The organism is Rhodococcus sp. Eu-32 (assembly GCF_003336925.1).
Lineage (GTDB): Bacteria > Actinomycetota > Actinomycetes > Mycobacteriales > Mycobacteriaceae > Rhodococcoides > Rhodococcoides kyotonensis_B.
On record NZ_QGNK01000031.1, the window covers coordinates 20337 to 41104 of the forward strand.

The 20768-nt window shown below is 65.6% G+C and carries 10 protein-coding genes; 7 read left to right on the forward strand and 3 right to left on the reverse strand.

Translation table 11 applies throughout. From position 1 onward, the window contains the following. Positions 1 to 90 precede the first annotated feature (90 nt). Entirely contained in the window at positions 91 to 5556 is a 5466-nt protein-coding gene (locus DK926_RS24785; RefSeq protein ID WP_114332625.1) for a carboxyl transferase domain-containing protein, read from the reverse strand. Between the two features lie 972 nt (positions 5557 to 6528). Between DK926_RS24785 and DK926_RS24790 the strand changes: the two genes are divergently transcribed. Both DK926_RS24790 and DK926_RS24795 read left to right on the forward strand, forming a co-directional pair. Then, positions 6529 to 11199: an AAA domain-containing protein gene (locus tag DK926_RS24790; protein ID WP_114332609.1), complete on the forward strand. Its 4671-nt coding sequence runs from the start codon at positions 6529 to 6531 to the stop codon at positions 11197 to 11199. 64 nt (positions 11200 to 11263) lie between these two features. Then, a complete protein-coding gene (locus DK926_RS24795; protein ID WP_114332626.1) occupies positions 11264 to 11911 on the forward strand; it encodes an SDR family oxidoreductase in 648 nt (215 codons plus the stop codon). A 26-nt stretch (positions 11912 to 11937) separates the two neighbouring features. On the opposite strand, the gene DK926_RS24800 is transcribed toward DK926_RS24795, so the two are convergent. Continuing rightward, complete coding sequence (locus DK926_RS24800) at positions 11938 to 13350, reverse strand: sugar porter family MFS transporter (RefSeq protein WP_114332610.1); 1413 nt, start codon at positions 13348 to 13350, stop codon at positions 11938 to 11940. A gap of 139 nt (positions 13351 to 13489) precedes the next feature. Next, positions 13490 to 14143 (reverse strand): hypothetical protein, encoded by a 654-nt coding sequence (locus tag DK926_RS26915; RefSeq protein ID WP_207890909.1) that lies wholly within the window; start codon positions 14141 to 14143, stop codon positions 13490 to 13492. A gap of 76 nt (positions 14144 to 14219) precedes the next feature. Between DK926_RS26915 and DK926_RS24810 the strand changes: the two genes are divergently transcribed. From DK926_RS24810 to DK926_RS24830, 5 genes are all read left to right on the forward strand, one after another. Next, a complete protein-coding gene (locus DK926_RS24810; RefSeq protein WP_114332611.1) occupies positions 14220 to 15779 on the forward strand; it encodes a carboxylesterase/lipase family protein in 1560 nt (519 codons plus the stop codon). Between the two features lie 52 nt (positions 15780 to 15831). Beyond that, on the forward strand, positions 15832 to 17352 hold the full coding sequence (locus tag DK926_RS24815) for an ATP-dependent DNA ligase (RefSeq protein WP_114332612.1): 1521 nt from the start codon (positions 15832 to 15834) through the stop codon (positions 17350 to 17352). Between the two features lie 109 nt (positions 17353 to 17461). Next, positions 17462 to 18301 (forward strand): nitrilase-related carbon-nitrogen hydrolase, encoded by an 840-nt coding sequence (locus DK926_RS24820; RefSeq protein ID WP_114332613.1) that lies wholly within the window; start codon positions 17462 to 17464, stop codon positions 18299 to 18301. A gap of 10 nt (positions 18302 to 18311) precedes the next feature. Further along, a complete protein-coding gene (gene hydA / locus DK926_RS24825; protein ID WP_114332628.1) occupies positions 18312 to 19733 on the forward strand; it encodes a dihydropyrimidinase in 1422 nt (473 codons plus the stop codon). Between the two features lie 3 nt (positions 19734 to 19736). Next, positions 19737 to 20753, forward strand: coding sequence for a TIGR03842 family LLM class F420-dependent oxidoreductase (locus DK926_RS24830; RefSeq protein ID WP_114332614.1), 1017 nt, complete (start codon positions 19737 to 19739; stop codon positions 20751 to 20753). Positions 20754 to 20768 lie beyond the last annotated feature (15 nt).

A 20768-nucleotide genomic window follows, 5' to 3' on the forward strand; every position in this document is an offset into this window, starting at 1 on the left:
CGTGCATCCAGCGAAAAGGTGAGCATCTGTGCCCCGACACGACAACACCCCCGGCCCTATGCGAGGCCGGGGGTGTTGTGTCGGAACCACTTACGCCTGGGTGCGGGCCATTCCACGCTCGACCGCTGCGATGAGCTGCGGGCGAAGCTCGGCGGCCGGGACGATGTGGTGCACCGATCCGACTTCCTGAGCGCGCTGGATGTTGTGGATCGCCTCGAACTCCGACGCCACCTCGCCGAGCTTGGCGTTGCGGACGTCCGTCTTGACCTGCGCCAATTCGACACGCAGGTGCGTGCGCTCGGCGTCGGTCTCGGCGGCGGCGAGACGGGCCTCGATGTCCTTGACGGCCGGGTCGGCTGCGGTGCGGGCGTTGACGTCTCGGGTGAAGACGACCGCTGCCGCCGGAGCTCCACCGAGCACCGAGGCGAACGAGCCCTCGACGGCCAGCACCTCCATGTTGTCGTTCAGCGCTCCGGAGAACACGACGAACGCTCCACCGTGGTAGCGGGAGACGACACAGAAGACGACGGGACCGTCGAAGTTGACGATGGCCCTACCGATTTCGGCGCCGTACTCGAGCTGGATGTTGCGCAGCGACTCGGGGGAGCCGTCGAAGCCGGACAGGTTGGCCAGCACGACGATCGGACGGCTGCCGCTGGCGGCGTTGATCGCGCGAGCCGTCTTCTTCGACGAACTCGGGAACAGCGTGCCCGACGTCCACTGGTCGGGTCCGTCGGCCGGGAACCATCCCTTACGCGGGATGGCCCGCGACTCGATACCGATGACGCTGACCGGAATTCCGGCGAGGTGCGCGTCGAAGACGACCGAGGTGTCGGCGTCGGCCATATCGGCCCAGCGCTCGAGCACCGAGTGATCCTGGTCGACGACCGCACGCATGACGGTGCGAATGTCGAACGGCTTCTTACGATCCGGGTTGGTTTCGGACGAGAAGATGTCGCCGACGGTGGTGAAGTCGCTCGACGGATGCACGTGCGGGTAGCTGCGCACGTCGCGGTCCGACGGGTCGGCCGTGACGGCGCGACGCGGAAACCGCTCTCCCGGCAGGACGTAGGCGTGGTCGTAGTGAGCGAACAGAACCTCGACTGCGGCACGAAGATTCGGTGCCCAGTACTGTGCCTGGCCGTTCGGTCCCATGACGCGGTCGTAACCGCCGATGCCGAAGTTGTCCTCGGCCGAGACGCCACCGGAGTAGTCGAGAGACTGCTTGCCGGTCAACACCATTGCGCTGTCCGGGGTCATCACGAGGATGCCCTTCGTGTGCGCCAGCATCGTGGCTTCTGCGTTCCAGTACGGCTGCGCGCCGACGTTGATGCCTGCGACGACGATGTTGATCTCGCCGCCTGCCTGCGTGAACGTGATGATGCGACGCAGACCGCGTGAGACCCAGTCCATGTTCTCGGTACCGGTCGCCATCGAGATGGTGGCACCGGAGGACAGTGCGAACCACTCGACCGGCGCACCGAGCTTCTCGGCCAGGTCGATGGCGGCGACGATGCGCGAGCACTCGGCCTCGGCGACGGTACCGAGCGCCTTGGTCGGGTCACCGAACAGTGCGACGCGAGTGATGCCCTCGGGGTAGCGCTCGGACGGCGTCGTGACGAGGCCCGCGATGATGCCTGCCTTGTTGCGGCCGTAGGGACGATCGACGGCCACGAACGCGCCGCTGTCGTCGAAGTCGTACTCGGTGAACGCGCCCTTCGAACCGGTGAGCAGCGGAATCAGCTCGTACGGGTACACCGTGCCGCGGGCCTGCGAGCGCTGCACCTTCTGCGTGTACTCGTCGAGCGGACGCAGCGGCTCGGTGGGCTTGGCCGTCACCTTCGCGATGACGCCCGCACCCGATCGGTACGAGAAGCGGATGGCCACGTCGCGGACCGGGGCGTCCGGGCCGCTCTTGAGGCGCGCGATCATCGTGATCTCTTCCAGGCCTGCACCGATCGTCGACGGCGCGATGTGCCGGGCGATCGTCGCGAGCTTGTCCTCGGGAACCTCGAGCACCGGCCACACGTACAGCGTGATGCGGTTGGCGTCGAGACGCTTCTTGCGTCCTGCCTGAGCACGGCGGATGCCGTCGAGGCACGCGGCGACGGTGCGCTCGATCTCGGGAACCGCGACGACGTCACCGTTCTCGTCGAGTTGTGTTGTGACGCCGCGGACCTCGGCGAGAGCCATGAGACGCTCGTCGGCCGGGTTCTCCTTGGCCTGCAGCTGGAACAGGTAGGTACCCGGTGTCGCGGGCAGACGCTTGCCGTCGAAGTTCTTCAGACGCCACAGGTCGAGACGCTGACCGGTGAGCGGGTGCATGTCGCGGATGACGGTGTCCTCCGCGAGGGGCTGCGACCCTTCGGTGGTCGGGCGACGGAACGTCACGTGGCGAACATCCGTGCCGCACACCGTGATCGTGATGCGACGCCATCCGCTGGTGCGAGGATGTGCCGACAGAACCGAATGGATGGTCGACGAGATCTCGTCGCCGTCCTTCGGTGCGTTCGGCCACGCCAGGTACAGGTCGACGGCCAGATGCTCGGGCGCAGGCCCGGCGATGTCGTCGATCGCATCGATCGTTCGTGCCAGGTCGTCGAACGCGGTCGCCGTCGAAACCAGCTGCAGCCGTTCGCCGTTCAGCTCGAAATTGCCGGTGACGAAGTGCTTGCCGTCGCGGTCGAACGCCTTGACGTCCTCGAGGGTGCGAATCTCGTAGTACTGACGCGTGACGACCTCGAGCAGTGCACCCGGATCCGCGACGCGGGTTGCCAGCAGGTCCAGCAGCGGCTCCGGCGTCGACACGAGCGCATCGATGCGCGCGGCGTAGTCCGGCGCGTCGGGGTTCTCGGCGAGGTACTGCAGGCTACCGCGGACGCCGTCGTAGACCTGCTCGCGCGACCGTGCGATCTGCGGGGCGTCGAACAGGCGGAATCGCAGGTTGCGGGCGACGTCGCCGATGAGCGGGTAGCGGGCCTGGGTTGCGACGATGAGGCGTTCGAGGACCTCGCCGATGGCCGAGCCTGCTGCGGGCTGCGTCGACGAGTCGGACAGCCAGTGATCGAGCAGCGCGGCGACGACGGGAACCTGATTCTCGATGCGCTGCAGCGCGAGGAAGACACGGTAGACGGCCTCCTCCAGCTCGGGTCCGCGCTCGAGGTCCTCTGCGTCGTAGTGACGTAGCGCGCGAGAGAGCTTGCCGCGGAACGTATCCGGCAATCCCTGGATGTCCGCGTCGAGCGACTGCAGGAACGAGTGGAAGTGCTCGCGAGGCGAGTGGACGCGAGTGTCGGTGTTCTCCTCGTCCATCGTCGGACGGTTACGAGAGAGCTCGCAGATGTCGGCGAACGTGTTGAGCAGAGCCAATTCTGCGTCGACGACCTGACGATCGTCGCGCGGGACCTGGCTGCGCAGCGTCTCGTAGTCGGACAGGAGCGTCCGTGCACGAGATGCGTTGACGTCGAATCCGGTTATGAGAGCGGCCAATTCGTCCAACTGGGCCAGAGCGAGGCAGCTCGCCGTCTCACCCTCGGGGCGAGTCACGGTGCGGAAGTCCACGCGCGCGGTCTGCGACGACGCCTTCTGCTCACCGGCTTCGTCGACGCGCAGCAGCGGGGCGCCGGAGTCGACCTGACCGTTGACGGAGGCGAGGACCTCGCTGACCCGGCCCGCGTACGGCGAGCGAACGGCCGTTTCCATCTTCATGGCTTCGAGCACCACGAGGGTCTGGCCTGCCTCGACCTCGTCGCCGACGGCGACAGGAACGGCGACGACGACCGCTGGCGCGGGTGCGCGCACGAGGCCTGCCTCGTCCTGGCTGATCTGGTGGCTGATGCCGTCGACCTCGACGAGGAAGTGCGCGGCCTGCGCGACGGTCACGACCTGGTAGCGACTGTCGCCGACGACGAGGCGGCTCTGGTAGTCACCGAGGCGTTCGACGTCGACCTGGAGGTCCCCGCTGTCACCGTCGACGCGGTAGCGGTGCGGGCCGATCTGGCTGACGCCGAGTTTGTAGGCCTGGCCCTGGTAGCTGAGCTCGACCGTGCGGCCGATGGTGTGGCTGGCGCGGGGTCGTCCACCACGGGCGGAGGTCAGGAACGCGGCGCGCTCGCGAGCCTCTTCGGCGTCGTACGCGTCGATCGCGGCGGCGACGATGGCGATGTCGGCTTTCGCGGTCGGGCCCGTCGCGGTTCCGGCGTCGGTGCGGTCGAGCCAACCGGTGTCGGCGGATGCCGTGATGACCTCGTCGCGGTCGAGCAGGCTCAGGAGGAACGACTTGGTCGTCGTGCCACCGTCGATGACGACGGTCGTCTCGCGCAGCGCGGTCCGTAGACGGGCGAGGGCCTCGCTACGATCGCGTCCCCAGGCGATGACCTTGGCGACCATGGAGTCGTAGTCGGGCGGGATGACGTCGCCCTGCGCAATGCCGGTGTCAACGCGGATGCCGGATCCGAGCGGGAACTTCAGCAGTTCGACGCTGCCGGGCGCGGGAGCGAATCCGTTGTCGGCGTCCTCGGCGTTGAGGCGAGCTTCGACGGCGTGGCCGAATTCGGGAGGGCAGTCGCCTTCGAGGCGCTCGTCGTTCGCCACCAGGATCTGCAGCTTGACCAGGTCGAGGCCGGTGGTGAACTCGGTGATCGGGTGCTCGACCTGCAGTCGAGTGTTGACCTCGAGGAACGTGAAGATCTTCTGCTCGGGCTGGTACAGGTACTCGACGGTGCCTGCACCGGAGTACTCGGCGGCCCGGACCAGTTCCGCGGACACCGCACGCAGGTGGTCGGACTGTTCCTTCGTCAGCAGCGGAGAGCTGGACTCCTCGATGACCTTCTGGTTGCGGCGCTGGATCGAGCAGTCGCGGACGCCGGGAGCCCACACGTTGCCGTGGTTGTCGGCGATGACCTGCACCTCGACGTGGCGGGCATCGGTGACCAGGCGCTCGATGAAGACGACGGGGTCGCCGAAGGATCGCTCGGCTTCACCCTGGGTGCGCTCGAGAGCCAGTTCGAGCTCGTCCTCGTGGAAGACCTTGCGGATACCGCGACCGCCGCCACCGCTGCGTGCCTTGATGATGAGCGGATAGCCGATCGCCTGCGCGTGACGCCGGGCATCGGCGCGAGTGGAGACGGGACCACCGGACCACGGTGCGACGGGGACGCCGACCTTCTCGGCGAGCAGCTTGGCCTCGACCTTGTCACCGAGCAGGCGCATCGCGCTCGCGGACGGGCCGATGAACGTGATGTTCAGTCGGGAGACGATGTCCGCGAACGCGGGGTCCTCGGCGACGAATCCCCAGCCGACCCACACCGCATCGGCACGCGATTCGACGAGTGCAGCTTCCAGAACCTCGTAGTCGAGGTACGCCGACCCGGAGGCGGGTTTGTTCAGTGTCACAGCTTCGTCGGCCTGACGGACGAACATTGCCCGTCGTTCGGCCTCGGTGTGGAGGGCGACCGTCCGGATGCCGTAGTCGTACTCGGCGTTGAGTTCCTTGACGGCTCTGATCAGGCGTACGGCCGCTTCGCCTCTGTTGACTACTGCTATCCGCTTGAACAACGTGTCTCTCTTCGTCAGGTGGTGGATGTCGTCGGTCGAGGGTCGACCGCCAGCGGGAGGGAATCGAATCGTCGGCGCGTGCGCGGGCAAGAGACGCCGGCAAGTCTGCGAGGGCGGATTACCACCCGTTGCAGGCCCCCCGACAACCGTCTTCTTCGCTCGTGTCGTCCATCCGATTCTGATTTCTCCCCGCCCCGCGAAATCTTCAGGCGCTGGCTGAACGAGAACTGATTCTAGCGGCTCGGCAGTGTTTTTCCATGTCAACTACTTTCGGGCAAACTGTGATTGATATCGCTTCGTTCAAAGGTCAACCAACACAGTGTTTTTCACGGAGTTGCCGTGAAAAACTTGTGAAAAGACCCTGGGGTCTTGACGGGATACTGACGAGTAGCGTTGTTGGAATTGACATTTCGCGCTCACGGTCATGTCTTTACTTACCCGTCGGTACGTTACCGATCGGTACCGGTGTGCTGTCGGAGGCTCGTCAGGACGTGCGGTCTGCTGTTTGCGGCAAGGATCGACTTCGGGTATCTTCCGCGATCTTTCAGGCGACGCGTTCCGAGATGACGGACGCGCGCACGTGTGTTCCGATGCCTGTTCGAAAGACGTTGTGCATCACGGTGATCGATCGCTGCGTATCCGCTCGGCCGTCGGTGAGCATTCCGGACCTGTCGACTGTGGCTGCTGACCGTCGGAAGCGGACACGTTTTGTGAAATCCCACGACAAAGAAGACCGATGGTTCAGAGATCGTGAAGAAACGCGTCGTGCCGACTAGTCTGTTCCGAGCGTGCAAGCTCCGTCCCTGTTCGAGAACGGCCGTTTCGAAGAGTTCAGAGGTTTTCACTGTGTCGACCGCACCGGTTCCAGGCCCCGAGCCTTCTCGGGCCAGCCCCGAGCCTTCTCGTGTCAGCCCCGAGCCCTCTCGGGACCATGCAGGTGGCGACGCCCCGGCCGGCGACGTTCGAGACAGAGTGTTGCGGTTGCTTCGGTTCCTCCGCGAGACAGTGGTGGCGCGAACCGAGCCGATACTGCACTTCGAGGGTCATCTGCGGACTCGTTGGCTGCACGACGGTGCGGTCGTCCCCACGGTCGACGCGTCGGTCGAATCGGGCGGCGTGCTGTTACGCGTGCGCCCTGTGGAGGTCACCGACCCGCCCGTAGTCCCGGAGATTCTCGTCGGTTCCATCGATTCGTCGATGATCGAGGACAGCCGATACCGCGCACTCGAACTGACCGATACTGCGATGCCGTCGACACCCGGCGACGACGCGGATTCCGACGCGGATTTCGACGTGCGGCGGGCGTACGAGATTCGCACCGCATTCTCTGCATATTCGGCCCGATGGCGAAAGTGGGCCGAGGTCGACCGCGTCGCGCGTCCGAAAGCGTCGCTGTACGAAAGCCTGCAGCTGATGATGCACGAGCTGTCGTCGCGACCGGAGTCGGTCGAACTGGTCGTCGCATCGGGCCTGCTGACACTGGCGTCGGCCGAGTCGGGTGCGAATGTCTGCACCCACCTGATCGCGCAGGCAGCGACGGTCGAACGGGACGTGCGCACCGGAGATCTACTGGTCAAGCTGCCGTCGAACGGTCGGCCGCGGCTCGAGGACACCCAGCTTCTCGCCGGACGGCCGGGTTTCGACGCGTCCAGGTCCACGGATCTGCAGCAAATTCTCACCGCCCGCGTCGCGTCGCCCGTGTCCGCCGAGATCGTTCCGTTTCTGTCGGAGTGGGCCGAGGCGACGCTCGCGTTTCCGGTCGACGTGCGGCCGGACCTCGACAGGCCGTCGACGTTCGCGACCGCGGATCGAGCGAGTCTGACGGTCTCGCCTGCACTCGTTCTCCGCAAGCGTGATTCGTTCGCGCTGCGTGACTACTACGAGCAGATGATCGCCGATCTCGAAAGGTCCGACGACGGCGTGCCGCTCGGCCTCGCTCAGCTGGTCGAACCCATCGAGCCCGCAGATCGGCTGGCATGGTTGTCGCGCAGCTCGAACAGCAGGGGCGTCCCTGCAAGTTCCGCTCCCGGGTCGGGTGACGCCGCGTCGATCGCCGAGGATCCGCTGTTTCCGCTGCCCGCCAACGCCGAACAGTCACAGATCGTTCGACGTCTCGGCCTCGACAGCGGGGTGGTCGTCGAAGGGCCGCCCGGGACGGGCAAGACGCACACCATCGCCAACCTGCTGTCCGCATTGCTCGCGCGTGGGCAGCGCGTGCTGGTGACGAGCGAGAAGTCCCAGGCGTTGCGCGTGTTGAGGGACAAGCTGCCACCCGAACTGCAAGAACTGTGCGTGGCAATCACGGATCTGTCCCGTGGCGGTGCGGAGGAGCTCAGCCGAAGCGTGTCTCGGATCGCCGACCGCAAGGCGTCGTACAACGAGGTCGACGAGTCGGAGAAGATCGCATCGCTGCGTGCCCGGCGCGACGAGGCAGTGGCGAGGCGTGCGGCCCTGCTGCAGTCGGTGTCCGAACTGCGTGACGCCGAAACCGTCGTTCACCCGTTCGTCTCCGACGGGTTCGACGGCACGGCGGCGGCCGTCGTCCGCAAGATGGTCCTGACGCAGGAGGCGCACGAATGGCTGCCCGGCCCGCTGTTCACGGATCGGCCGCCGTTGACCGGCACCGAGGTCGAGAATCTCCGCACTCTCATCGCGACAGCCCCGGACGGGCGCACGCGTCGAGCTCGCCAGTCACTGCCTCGCCTCGACACGGTTCTGCCCAACTCGGCCGAGCTGCGGTCGCTGTGCCAACGCGCGAACGCGCACGTGGCCACGGGTTCCGAGCAATCGACGCACCTCGTCGAGTTCCTCGGCGGGGTCGATCCGGCTGCTGCGTTCGAGATCAGGCGCCTCTGTGAGGAATTGGACGCGCGCGTGCGAGAGGTGTCCGAACTCGACGCCGTCTATCGGCAACTGACCGATTCGGTGTTGTCCGGTGAGTCGGCCCACCTGTGGTCGCGGGTCAGTGGCATCGTCTCGATGGTCGACACCGCCGCGCGGGCCGATCGTTTCGTCGGAGCCCACGACGTGCAGTGTTCGACGACCACCACCGCGGCGTTGCACGCGATGGAATCCCTTGCCGTGGCGCTCGAATCGGGAATCGAATGGAAGTCCCGGTTCCGCAGGAGCGCGCAACAGAAGGCCGTCGAAGAACTGGGAATCACGGCCTCCGTCGACGGTCTGCCGCCGACGACTGCTCTTGCGGCACGTCTTGTCGCCGAACACATTCGAGCGCTGCACATCGTTGCGACTGCCGCCGTCCTGCTGGCGGATCTGCGAATCTCGGTGTCCACGGAGGGTTCTCGTTCGAGACAGGTCAACGACCTCGGGCTCGTCACCAGTCAACTGACGCGCGTCTCCGGTGTGCTGCATGCTCGAGACGCCCTCGTCGAGCGGTTGTACGCGGTGTCGCCGTCGGCGCCGTGGATCAAGAGCCTCGACGACGCGTCGGCCTTCGCCGGTTCTGCTGGGGCCATCGCGACGCGCATCGATGCCGACGTGGCCCGCGCGGAGCTCGATCGAGCAATGTATTCGCTTGCGACACAGATCGATTCCGGACCCTCACCGGAAGGGACGGCTCTGGTTTCGGCGTTGGGCGACGCGGACGAGGACGCCGTCGCAGCGGCCGTCGTCGCCTACAACGCGGCATGCCTGGAGCAGGAGGATCAGCAGAAGCAGGACGAGCTCGCAGCCACGCTGTCCGAGGCGGCGCCCGCACTGTACGAACTCGTCGTCGACACGGCAGGCAATTCGGACTGGGACGAACTCAGCTGGCAGATGTCGAAGGCGTGGGCGTGGCGACGGGCTCGCGAATGGGTGACCGAGCAACACGAGGCCGGTCTGGAGCTGAAGCTCGAAGCGGAACTGAACGCCGCCGACGCCGATCTGAGCTACCTCACCGGCCGGCTTGCGGCAGCGATGGCCTGGCGGGACTGCCTCGAACGCATGACTGCCGTGGAAGTGCGTGCGCTGCAAACGTATCGAGAACACGTCTCCGCGATCGGAACGGGTGCGGGCCGCTACGCCGAGACCTTCCGAAGTGCCGCGCGGTCGGCGATGGGCGACGCGCAGACCGCGGTACCCGCATGGGTGATGCCGCTGCAGCAGGTGCTGGCGTCGATCCCTCCCATTCGGAACAGCTTCGACGTCGTCATCGTCGACGAAGCGAGCCAGGCCGACATCGCCAGCCTGTTCCTGCTCTACCTCGCGCCGCGGGTCATCGTCGTCGGCGACGACCGGCAATGCGCACCTGCCGACGTGCCGCAGTCAGGGACGCTCGAGGACGTCTTCACTCGTCTCGACGCGTACCTACCGGACCTTCCCGAACATGTACGTGCGACGCTCACGCCACGGTCGAGTCTGTTCTCGATGCTGCGGACGCGCTTCGGACAGGTCGTCCGACTGCGAGAGCATTTCCGTTCGATGCCCGAGATCATCAACTGGTCGTCGCAGCAGTTCTACGGCGACTCCCCACTCGTTCCGGTGCGGCAGTTCGGTGCGGATCGACTTCCACCGCTGCGTCATACCTTCGTGCCCGATGCCGAGGCAGTCGGGTCGGGGACGTCTCTCGTCAACCGAACCGAAGCGCTCGCCATCGTCGGCCAGATCGTGAAATGTCTCGCGGATCCGGTGTACGACGGCATGACGTTCGGCGTCGTCGTTCTGCAGGGCACGTCCCAAGTCGACGAGATCAGGAACGAACTGATCAAACGCATCGGCATCGAACAGTGGGAGGACCGGCGTCTGCGCATCGGCACGCCACCGGACTTCCAGGGCGACGAGCGCAACGTGGTCATGCTGTCGATGGTCGTCGCGCCGACGCAGAATTTCGTGGCGCTGACGGCGAATCAGTACAAGCGACGGTTCAACGTGGCTGCGTCGCGCGCCAAGGACCAGCTGTGGCTTTTCCATTCGGTGACGGTGGACCGTCTCAAGCGAGCGGACCTGCGCAACTCGTTGCTCAGCTACATGGCGTCGGCGTCCCCGGCGCCCGCCGATCCGATGCCGGAGGGCGTCACCGCCGACACGCGTCGTTCCGAGTTCGACACGATCTTCGAGCAGCAGGTGTTCGTCGAACTCCGTGACCGCGGGTTCCACGTCAACCCGGGTGTCGTCGTCAACAATCGACGTATCGACCTCGTCGTGACCGGGCGGTCCGCACGACTCGCCGTCGAGTGCGACGGCGACGTCGTGGTGGCGACGCCGGAACGCCGATCGGCCGACCTGCAACGCGAGCAGGAACTCAAGCGGTGCGGGTGGACGTTCTGGCGGGTGCGCGAGTCCGAGTACTGGCTCGACCCGGAGGCCGCGATGAGCAGCCTGTGGACCACGTTGGCGTCACTGGGCATCGAACCGAACACCGTCTCGATCGACGCTGCCACCCCGGCCTCGGACTGGTCACCCGTCGATCTCGATCCTCCCCAGGACGAACTGTTCGGTGACGTGCCGCTGCCGAATCGCCGCCCGTCGGTAGGCGAGATACGGGCCGAGGCATGGAACGGGTGGCTGGGGGCCGGAGACCCTGCACCAGCACGGGGCGCCGACGTCAGCCCCGAGATGTGGACCGTACCGTCGGAATCGAACGGGTCGAAAGAATTGCCGGTGAACGGTTTCCACGATGGGGGAACCGACAGACGCCCGTGATTGACGCGCGGTGGCGGTGGGTACCGTGGAACTTCAGTGCCGTCCGTCGTCGAAGGAGCTGTTCATGTCGCGAGTCGTGGTATTCGGAGGTCATGGGAAGGTGGCGCTTCGAGCGGCGCCGCTCCTCGTGGGGGCCGGTCACGAGGTCGGGGCCATCGTGCGGAACCCGGATCACGTCGGTGACGTAGCCGACGCGGGTGCGACGCCCATCGTCGCCGACATCGAGTACCTGGACGTCGCCAAGATCGCAGCGCTGATCGAGGGATACGACGTCGTCGTCTGGTCTGCCGGTGCAGGAGGCGGCGATTCGAAGCGGACGTACGCGGTGGATCGTGACGCTGCCATTCGGTCGATGGACGCTGCAGGACGTGCGGGTATTTCGCGCTACGTCATGGTGTCCTACTTCGGTGCAGGTCTCGATCACGGTGTGGATTCGGGGAATTCGTTCCACGCATACGCGCAGGCGAAAGCGGAGGCGGACGACTACCTGAAGTCGACCTCGCTCGAGTGGACCATTCTCGGGCCGAGCGCGCTGACTCTCGACCAGGGCACCGGGTTGATCGACACGAAAGAAGCCGGGGCGACAGGCGGTTCCGTCACTCGCGACGACGTCGCTGCCGCCGTGGTCGCTGCGATCGCAAGCCCAGGAACCATCGGCCGGTTCATCGAGTTCGACAACGGCTCGACCCCGATCGCCGAAGCGTTGGGTTGACCCGCCCAGACCCCAGAAGCCGATCGCTAGGCTTGCATCTCCTCGAGCTCCATGCCCTTCGTCTCGGGGATCTTGGATTTCACGAAGAAGAACGACACCGCAGCCATCACCGCGAAGAAGCCGTAGATCACCCACAGGCCGACCGCCTGCGTCAGCGGCGGAAAGGCCAGCGTCACAGCGAAATTCGCGGTCCAGTTGGCCGCGGTACCGATGCCGAGGGCCACTGCGCGCATCCGGTTCGGGAACATCTCGCCGAGCAGAACCCACATGATCGGACCCCAGGTGGCGGCGAAGAAGATGACGAACAGATTCGCACCGACGAGCGCGATGGCTCCCCACGGGCTGGGGAGTGACACGTCGTCGCCGCTGCCGATCTGCTGCGAGAACGCGATGGCGGCCATGAGCAGACCGACGAACATTCCGGTGGATCCGGCGAGCAGCAGCTTGCGTCGACCGATGCGGTCGACGAACAGTATGGCGACGAACGTCATCGTCACGTTGATGATCGACGTGATCACGGACGTCACGAACGACTGGTCCTCGGTGAACCCGACCGACTTCCACAGCGTCGTGGAGTAGTAGAAGATCGCGTTGATGCCGACGAACTGCTGCAGCACGGCCATGATGATGCCGACCCAGACGATCGGTTGGAGCCCGAACCGCGGACCGCGAATGTCCCTGATGGAGGACCGTTCTTCCTTGCGCAGCGTCAGCCGGATCTCGTGGACACGCTCGTCGGGATGCAGCTCACCGGTGATGTTGGCGAGAATCTCGGCGGCTTCCTTGTCGAGGTGCCTGCCGACGAGGAACCGGGGCGATTCGGGAATGGTGACGGCCAACAGACCGTAGACCAGCGCGGGAACGACGCCGACGAGGAACATCCACCGCCACGCCTCCAGCCCCCACCACAGATCGTTCGACGCACCGTCCGCGGCGCCCTGAAGCAACGCGTCGGACAGAAGGGCCGCGAAGATACCGACGGTGATCGCGAGCTGCTGCAACGAGGCGAGGCTGCCGCGCCATTTCGCCGGCGCGATCTCCGAGATGTACGCGGGAGCGATGACGGATGCGATGCCGATCCCGAGGCCACCGAGGATGCGCCACAGCATCAGGTCGGGGACGCTGAACGCAAGGCCGGACCCGAGCGACGAAATCGTGAACAGCGCCGATCCGAGGACCATCACCTTCTTGCGTCCCCACCGATCGGCGAGCGAGCCGGCGAACCATGCGCCGACGGCACATCCCACGAGTGCGATGGCGACGACGAAGCCTGTGGTGAACGATCCGAGCGAGAATCGTCCTTCGATGGCGTCGACAGCACCGTTGATGACCGAGCTGTCGAAGCCGAACAGGAAACCACCGACCGCTGCGGCCACACTCACGCCGATGACCTTGGCGTTGTGATTGCCCGTGGCGGGTCGGGTCGGCTGCTCTGACATGGGGACGCACTCCTTCCCGGTCGGGAAGCTCAGCGCTCTCGGCCGCGACGAAACATGCGCGACGGATTCGGCGCGCCGACTGTCTTATGCCCGATGGTTTGCCGTGCGAAACACCGCTGTCAGGACGGAAACGGCGCGGTCATTCGAGTCGAAACGCCGAATCGGACACCGTGAAGCCGTGGCCCACCTGGTCTCGGCACGAGACCCCGGCCTTCTCGTCGACGCGGCACGACAGGCCGTTGGACTCGCCGCTGCCGGGGACGGCCAGAGTCTCGCCGTAGGCAAGTGCGCGTGCGGGGCCGTCGAACCGGTGGAAGCGCGGATCCCCCGAGCTGAGGAATCGTGCGGGTGAGCCCGCCGTGAGTTCGACGGTGTTCGGTGCGACGGTCGATCCCGGTGCGCCGCTACCCTCCACGCGCGGTGCCGTCGGCGGGAAGTCGCCATGACAGCCTGCAACCGACGTCTCGGTGACGACGATCGCGCACTCGAACTTTCCGCTGGGGCTGGTGAAGAAGTAGAAGCCGGGTTGCCCCTCGTATGCGGAGGCATCGGCGGTCGGCGGGGCTTTCGACGTGGTGGTCGGGGCGGTCGACGACGTGGTCGTGGTGGTCGGTGCCTGCGTCGTCGTGACCGGTGGTGTCGACGGTGTCGTGGTTCGAATCACCGACGGTGGATTCGTGTCGACGGTGGCGAGCGGGGCCGTCGCGCTGCCGTCGACGCTGGAGCTGCATCCGGCGAGGACCAGCAGAAACAGGGCTGCGGTGGAACGACCGAGTGCCCGGCGTCGATACATCGTCACAGCTTAGACAAGTCGTCACGTCTCACGAAGTTGGTACGTTGGCGAGCGTCGGCCAGAAAGGGGAGGTGTCATGATCGAGGTCGAAACCACAGGTGAGGCGACGCGGTCGGTCGACACTGCGTACGGGGGAGCCATCGGGTATCGCGACGGCGACGTCTTCGCATGGAAAGGCATTCCGTACGCGGCCGCTCCCGAGGGACACTTGCGTTTTCGGGCACCACGCCCCCCGCAGCCGTGGACGGAACCACGCGAGTGCCGTTCGTTCGGTGCGATCGCACCCCAGAGTCGGAACGGTCCGGTTCCCATCGACCAGGCCATCCCGATGTCCGAGGACTGCCTGTCCTTGAACATCTGGGCCCCCGAGCCGGATGGCACACCGCGACCGGTCATGGTGTGGATTCACGGCGGCGCGTACTCGATCGGGTCGTCGGCGCAGAGCGTGTACGACGGCAGAAATCTCGCCGAACTGGGAGATCTCGTCGTCGTCACGATCAACTATCGGCTCGGTGCGTTCGGATTCCTCGACCTGTCGTCGTTCACGACCGAGGACGCGGTGTTCGAGACCAATCTCGGACTGCGGGATCAGATCGCCGCGCTCGAATGGGTGCAGCAGTGCATCGCGGCGTTCGGCGGAGACCCGGAACAGGTCACGGTGTTCGGCGAATCGTCCGGCGGCGCGTCGATCACGACGCTGATGACGTCGCCCAAGGCGGACGGCCTGTTCTCGCAGGCCATCGTGCAGAGTGCGCCGTCGACGTCGGTGTACGGCCCCGAACGCGCCGCCGTCGTCGCGTCCCGGTTCCTCGAGCTGATCGACGTCACCCCGGATCGCATCGACGAGCTGTTGTCGATGGACTTCAGGAAGCTCGTCGCAGCGGGAGACACTCTTTGCTACGAGATTCCGACGCGGTCGCCCGGCACCCTGGGGCTCGCACCCGTCGTCGACGGCGATGTCGTTCCTCGCTATCCGGTGGCTGCCTTCCAGAAGGGCCACGCTCATCGAATTCCGTTGATCATCGGCACCAATCACGACGAAGCCTCGATCTTCCGGTTGATGAAGTCACCGTTGATGCCGGTCACGTCCGACACGGTCTCCGAGATGTTCCGTGCCATCGCCAACGACCATGCCGATCTCCCTGCGTTTCGCGTCGCCGAGATCATGTCCGCCTATCCCGACAGATCCAAACCTGCCGGGGCACTGGCGATGTCGCGAGATGCCGGGTTCCGCATGCCGAGCCTGTGGATCGCCGACGCGCACAGCCGCCACGCTCCGGTCTGGATGTACCGCTTCGATCATGCGACCCCGATGCTCAGAGCTGCGCGCATCGGGGCCGGACATGCCACCGAATTGCCGTACGTCTTCGGCAATTTCGGGACTCTCAATCGCGATCCGACGTTCTGGCTCGGTGGCCGGAAGTCGGCGACGGCGGTGTCGGCGCGAATCATGAAGCGGTGGGTCGCGTTCGCGCGTCACGGAGTACCCGCCACACTCGACGGAGCCAAGCACTGGGCGCCGTACACCGAACCCACGTGGTCGACGCTGGTGATCGACTCGCAGGACCAGCTCGTCGACGACCCGGACAGCGCCATGCGAGCCGCATGGGGCGACAAGGTTCTCGGCTTCAGCTGAGCTCCTCCGAAACTCGCGGTTAGCTGTCGGTGGTTCGGGTTACGTTCAGAGCGTGCTGTTCACACGAATCGTCGACACGTCCGTGGCAGTGGGTGCAACGCGGTCGCGCAAGGCGAAGACCGAGGCATTGCAGACGCTGCTGGCCGATCTCCGACCCGACGAGGTCGAGACCGTCGTCGCGTGGCTGTCCGGTGAGATGACGCAGGGCCGCATCGGTATCGGCTGGCGCACACTGTCGGACATCGAGGCCGATCCCGTCGAGCAGCCGGTGCTCACGATCGCCGAAGTCGACGACGCGATCGGTGCGGTGGCGTCGACCTCGGGTTCCGGTTCGACGAAACGACGCCGAGACCTGCTCGCAGAATTGTTCGGCCGGTCCACCCGGGGCGAGCGGGACTTCCTCGTCCGGTTGATGACGGGCGAACTACGCCAGGGCGCACTGGAAGGCGTCATGACCGACGCCATCGCGAAGGCTGCAGGGTTGCCGCTCGAACCCGTCCGACGCGCGTTCATGCTGTCCGGCCGTCTGTCGGTGACGGCAACCGCCGCGTTGTCGGGCGGCGAGCAGGCGCTCGCCGAGTTCGTCCTGACGGTCGGCAGACCGATTCGCCCGATGCTCGCGTCGCCCGCCGAAACGCTGGCGGGGGCGTGGACCGAGTTCGGCGGCGATGTGAGCGTCGAATACAAACTCGACGGCGCCCGAATCCAGGTGCACCGATCGGGTGACGAGGTGCACGTCTACACACGGACGCTGCGGGAGATCACGTCCGGCGTCCCGGAACTCGTCGAGCTGATTCGTGAATTGCCCTGTACCAGTGTGGTTCTCGACGGAGAGACGCTGGCACTGACGGACAGCGGGCGACCGAGGCCGTTCCAGGAGACGATGAGTAGATTCGGGGCCGACAGCGCACACGACCTCCTGCTGCATCCGTACTTCTTCGACTGCATCCACCTCGATGGCGTCGACCTGCTCGACGAGCCCCTCGAGCGAAGGCTCGACGCTCTGGACCGCGTCGCGCCGCAGCATCGGATACCGGCACTCCTTCGCCCCGACGCAGACTCCGCCGCAGCGCATTTCGACGCAGCCCTCGACGCAGGACACGAGGGTGTCATGGTGAAGGCCTTGTCCTCGTCGTACGCGGCGGGCAGGCGCGGCAGAACTTGGCAGAAGGTCAAACCCGAGCACACACTCGACCTCGTCGTCCTCGGTGCGGAGTGGGGGTACGGCAGGCGGACGGGCTGGCTGTCGAACCTTCACCTCGGTGCGCGGGACCCCGACGGTGGCCCGCCGATCATGGTCGGCAAGACGTTCAAGGGTCTCACCGACGCGTTGCTGCAGTGGCAGACCGACGAGTTTCCGAAGCACGAACGCAGCCGTGACGACCACACCGTGTACCTCGAACCCGACCTGATCGTCGAGATCGAGCTCGACGGTGTTCAGGTCAGCACGCGCTATCCCGGCGGCGTCGCGCTCAGGTTCGCGCGGGTGTTGCGCTACCGGCCCGACAAGACGCACGCCGAAGCCGACACGATCGAGGCCGTCAGAGCGCTGTTGCCGACGCAGAGCCGCTAGTTACAGAGCTGAAACCAACCGGGCCATGTTGTAACACGATTGCACCGACACGCATCCCGCCGAGTGTTTATGTTGAGGAGGCCAGCCAGCCGAGGATGGAGTGACGCATATGTCGACGGTTCGAGCGGCCTTGGTCCAGACCACCTGGACAGGCGACAAAGAAACGATGATCAAGGCGCACGAGGACTACGCCAGAAGCGCCGCCGAGCAAGGCGCGAAGGTCATCTGTTTCCAGGAATTGTTCTACGGCCCGTACTTCTGTCAGCTGCAGGATGCATCGTTCTACGACTACGCCGAATCCGTACCCGGTCCCACCGTGGACAGGTTCGCCGCGCTGGCAGAAGAACTCGGCATCGTCATGATCCTGCCGGTGTACGAGCAGGAGATGCCCGGCGTTCTGTACAACACCGCTGCCGTCGTCGACGCCGACGGCCGATACCTCGGCAAGTATCGCAAGCACCACATTCCGCACGTGCGCGGCTTCTGGGAGAAGTTCTACTTCCGCCCGGGGAACGTCGGGTGGCCGGTCTTCGACACCGCGGTCGGTCGCGTCGGCGTCTACATCTGCTACGACCGGCATTTCCCCGAAGGATGGCGCGCCCTCGGCCTGGCAGGCGCGGAGATCGTGTTCAACCCGTCGGCGACGTCTCGTGGTCTGTCGAACTACCTGTGGAAGCTGGAGCAGCCTGCTTCTGCGGTCGCCAACGAGTATTACGTCGGTGCGATCAATCGCGTCGGCGTCGAAGCGGATTTCGGCGACGACGACTTCTACGGCACCAGCTATTTCGTCGACCCCGAGGGCTCGTTCGTCGGAGAGGTCGCGTCGGACACCGAGCCCGAACTCCTCGTCCGTGACCTCGACATGGATCTGATCAAGGTCGTGCGTGACCGCTGGGCTTTCTACCGCGATCGCAGACCCGACGCCTACAGGCCCCTGGTGGAGCCATGAGGACGGTGGAATCGTGACGACCTTCGTCCACGGCGGCACCGTCGTTTCCCCGACGGGGTCGCAGCTACTCGACGTCCTGATCGACGGTGAGTCGATAGTGGCTGTGCTGCAACCCGGTTCGACCGCGTTGGGCGCCGATCTGACGCAGTCGGCCGACGTCGTAATCGACGCCTCGGGAAAGTACGTGCTTCCCGGAGGGGTCGACGGCCACACCCACATGGAGATGCCGTTCGGCGGGACGTTCGCGTCGGACACGTTCGAGACGGGAACGCGAGCCGCCGCGTGGGGAGGCACGACGACCATCGTCGACTTCGCGATTCAGACTCCGGGACAACGAGTTCAGGACACACTGGCGCAGTGGCACGACAAGGCTGCCGGATCGTGTGCTATCGACTACGGCTTCCATCAGATCGTCGGCGACGTCGACAGCGATTCGCTGAAAGCCATGAGCGAACTCGTCGCCGAGGGTGTCACGAGCTTCAAACTGTTCATGGCGTACCCCGGTGTCTTCTACTCCGACGACGGCAAGATCCTGCGCGCGATGCAGGCCGCAGCCGACACCGGTGCACTGCTGATGATGCACGCGGAGAACGGAATTGCGATCGACGTGCTGATCGAGCAGTCGGTGGCGCGGGGCGACACGGCGCCGTACTTCCACGGAACCAGCAGGCCGTGGCAGCTGGAGGAGGAAGCCACCCACCGCGCGATCATGCTCGCGAACGTGACCGGTGCGCCGCTCTACGTCGTGCACGTCTCGGCGAAGCAGGCGCTGGAACAGATTGCGCACGCACGAGGCAACGGACAGAACGTGTTCGGTGAAACGTGCCCTCAGTATTTGTACCTGTCGCTCGAAGAGCAGTTGGGCGCACCGGGTTTCGACGGGGCGAAGTGGGTGTGCTCGACGCCACTGCGGTCTCGCGCCGAGGGGCATCAGGATGAACTGTGGCGCTATCTGCGCACCGGAGACGTCTCGACGGTCAGTACCGACCACTGCCCGTTCTGCATGAAGGACCAGAAGGAACTCGGTCTCGGCGACTTCTCGAAGATTCCCAACGGAATCGGATCCGTCGAGCACCGCATGGATCTGATGTACCAGGGCGTCGTGAGCGGAAAGATCGGTCTCGAGAAATGGGTCGAGGTGTGCTGTACGACGCCGGCGCGCATGTTCGGCATGTACCCGAAGAAGGGCATCGTCTCACCGGGCGCCGACGCCGACCTCGTGATCTACGACCCCGACGGGCACACGAGCATCGGCCTTGGAAAGACCCATCACATGAACATGGACTACTCGGCCTACGAGGGTTTCGAGATCGACGGTCACGTCGACACCGTCATCTCGCGGGGCAGGGTGATCGTCGACCACGGCGACTACCTCGGCCGCCCAGGGCATGGGCGGTTCGTCAAGCGGTCACTGGCACAGAAGCTGTTGTGAGACATGGACATCGGGGTTGTTCTGCAATGCACGCCACCGGCGTCGAGCGTCATCGACCTCGCGTGTCGCGCCGAGAGGCACGGCTTCTCGCATGTGTGGACGTTCGACTCGCATCTGCTGTGGCAGGAGCCGTACGTCATCCACAGTCGGATCCTCGCGGAAACTCGTCACGTGATGGTCGGTCCCATGGTCACCAACCCCGCAACCCGCGACTGGACCGTCACAGCGTCGACGTTCGCGACGCTCAACGAGATGTTCGGCAACCGGACGATCTGCGGAATCGGCCGCGGTGACTCGGCCGTCCGAACCCTCGGGGAGAAGCCGACGACGCTCGCGACCCTGCGCGAGGCGGTCCGTGTGATTCGAGAATTGGCCAACGGACGGTCCGTCTCCCTGGGGGACACGACGGTCCAGTTACCGTGGGCGCAGGAATCGACGCTCGATATCTGGGTGGCCGCGTACGGCCCGAAAGCGCTCGCCCTGACCGGGGAGATCGCCGACGGCTACATATTGCAGCTCGCGGACCCGGACATCGCGTCGTGGATGATCGGTCGCGTACGTGCGGCCGCCGAGTCGGCCGGGCGGGACCCGTCGACGATCTCGTTCTGCGTCGCCGCACCCGCGTACGTGACCGACGGCAGCGCCGACGCCCTGGCCCATGCCCGCGACCAGGTTCGGTGGTTCGGCGGCATGGTCGGCAATCATGTCGCCGACATCGTCGCGCGGTACGGACACCACGGCGGTGTGCCCGACGCACTCACCGACTACATCGACGCGCGCACCGGCTACGACTACAGCGAGCACGGCAGGGCAGGCAACACGCACGCGGAGTTCGTGCCCGATTCGGTGATCGACCGGTTCTGTGTGCTCGGCAGTCCGGCCGATCATCTCGCGAGGCTGAAGGAGCTGAGCACGCTCGGCGTCGATCAGTTCGCCGTTTATCTGCAGCACGACGCCAAGGCCGCGACGCTGGAGGCCTACGGGGAGGCAGTAATCCCCCTCGTGCGTGCGAATGTATAGCCCTCTATACATTCG

Excerpts from the sequence above, each read along its gene's own strand:
- DK926_RS24820 (WP_114332613.1), top strand. The coding sequence starts at position 17,462 with ATGTCGACGGTTCGAGCGGCCTTGGTCCAGACCACCTGGACAGGCGAC.
- DK926_RS24830 (WP_114332614.1), top strand. The coding sequence starts at position 19,737 with ATGGACATCGGGGTTGTTCTGCAATGCACGCCACCGGCGTCGAGCGTC.
- DK926_RS24795 (WP_114332626.1), top strand. The coding sequence starts at position 11,264 with ATGTCGCGAGTCGTGGTATTCGGAGGTCATGGGAAGGTGGCGCTTCGA.
- DK926_RS26915 (WP_207890909.1), bottom strand. The coding sequence starts at position 14,143 with ATGTATCGACGCCGGGCACTCGGTCGTTCCACCGCAGCCCTGTTTCTG.
- DK926_RS24800 (WP_114332610.1), bottom strand. The coding sequence starts at position 13,350 with ATGTCAGAGCAGCCGACCCGACCCGCCACGGGCAATCACAACGCCAAG.
- DK926_RS24810 (WP_114332611.1), top strand. The coding sequence starts at position 14,220 with ATGATCGAGGTCGAAACCACAGGTGAGGCGACGCGGTCGGTCGACACT.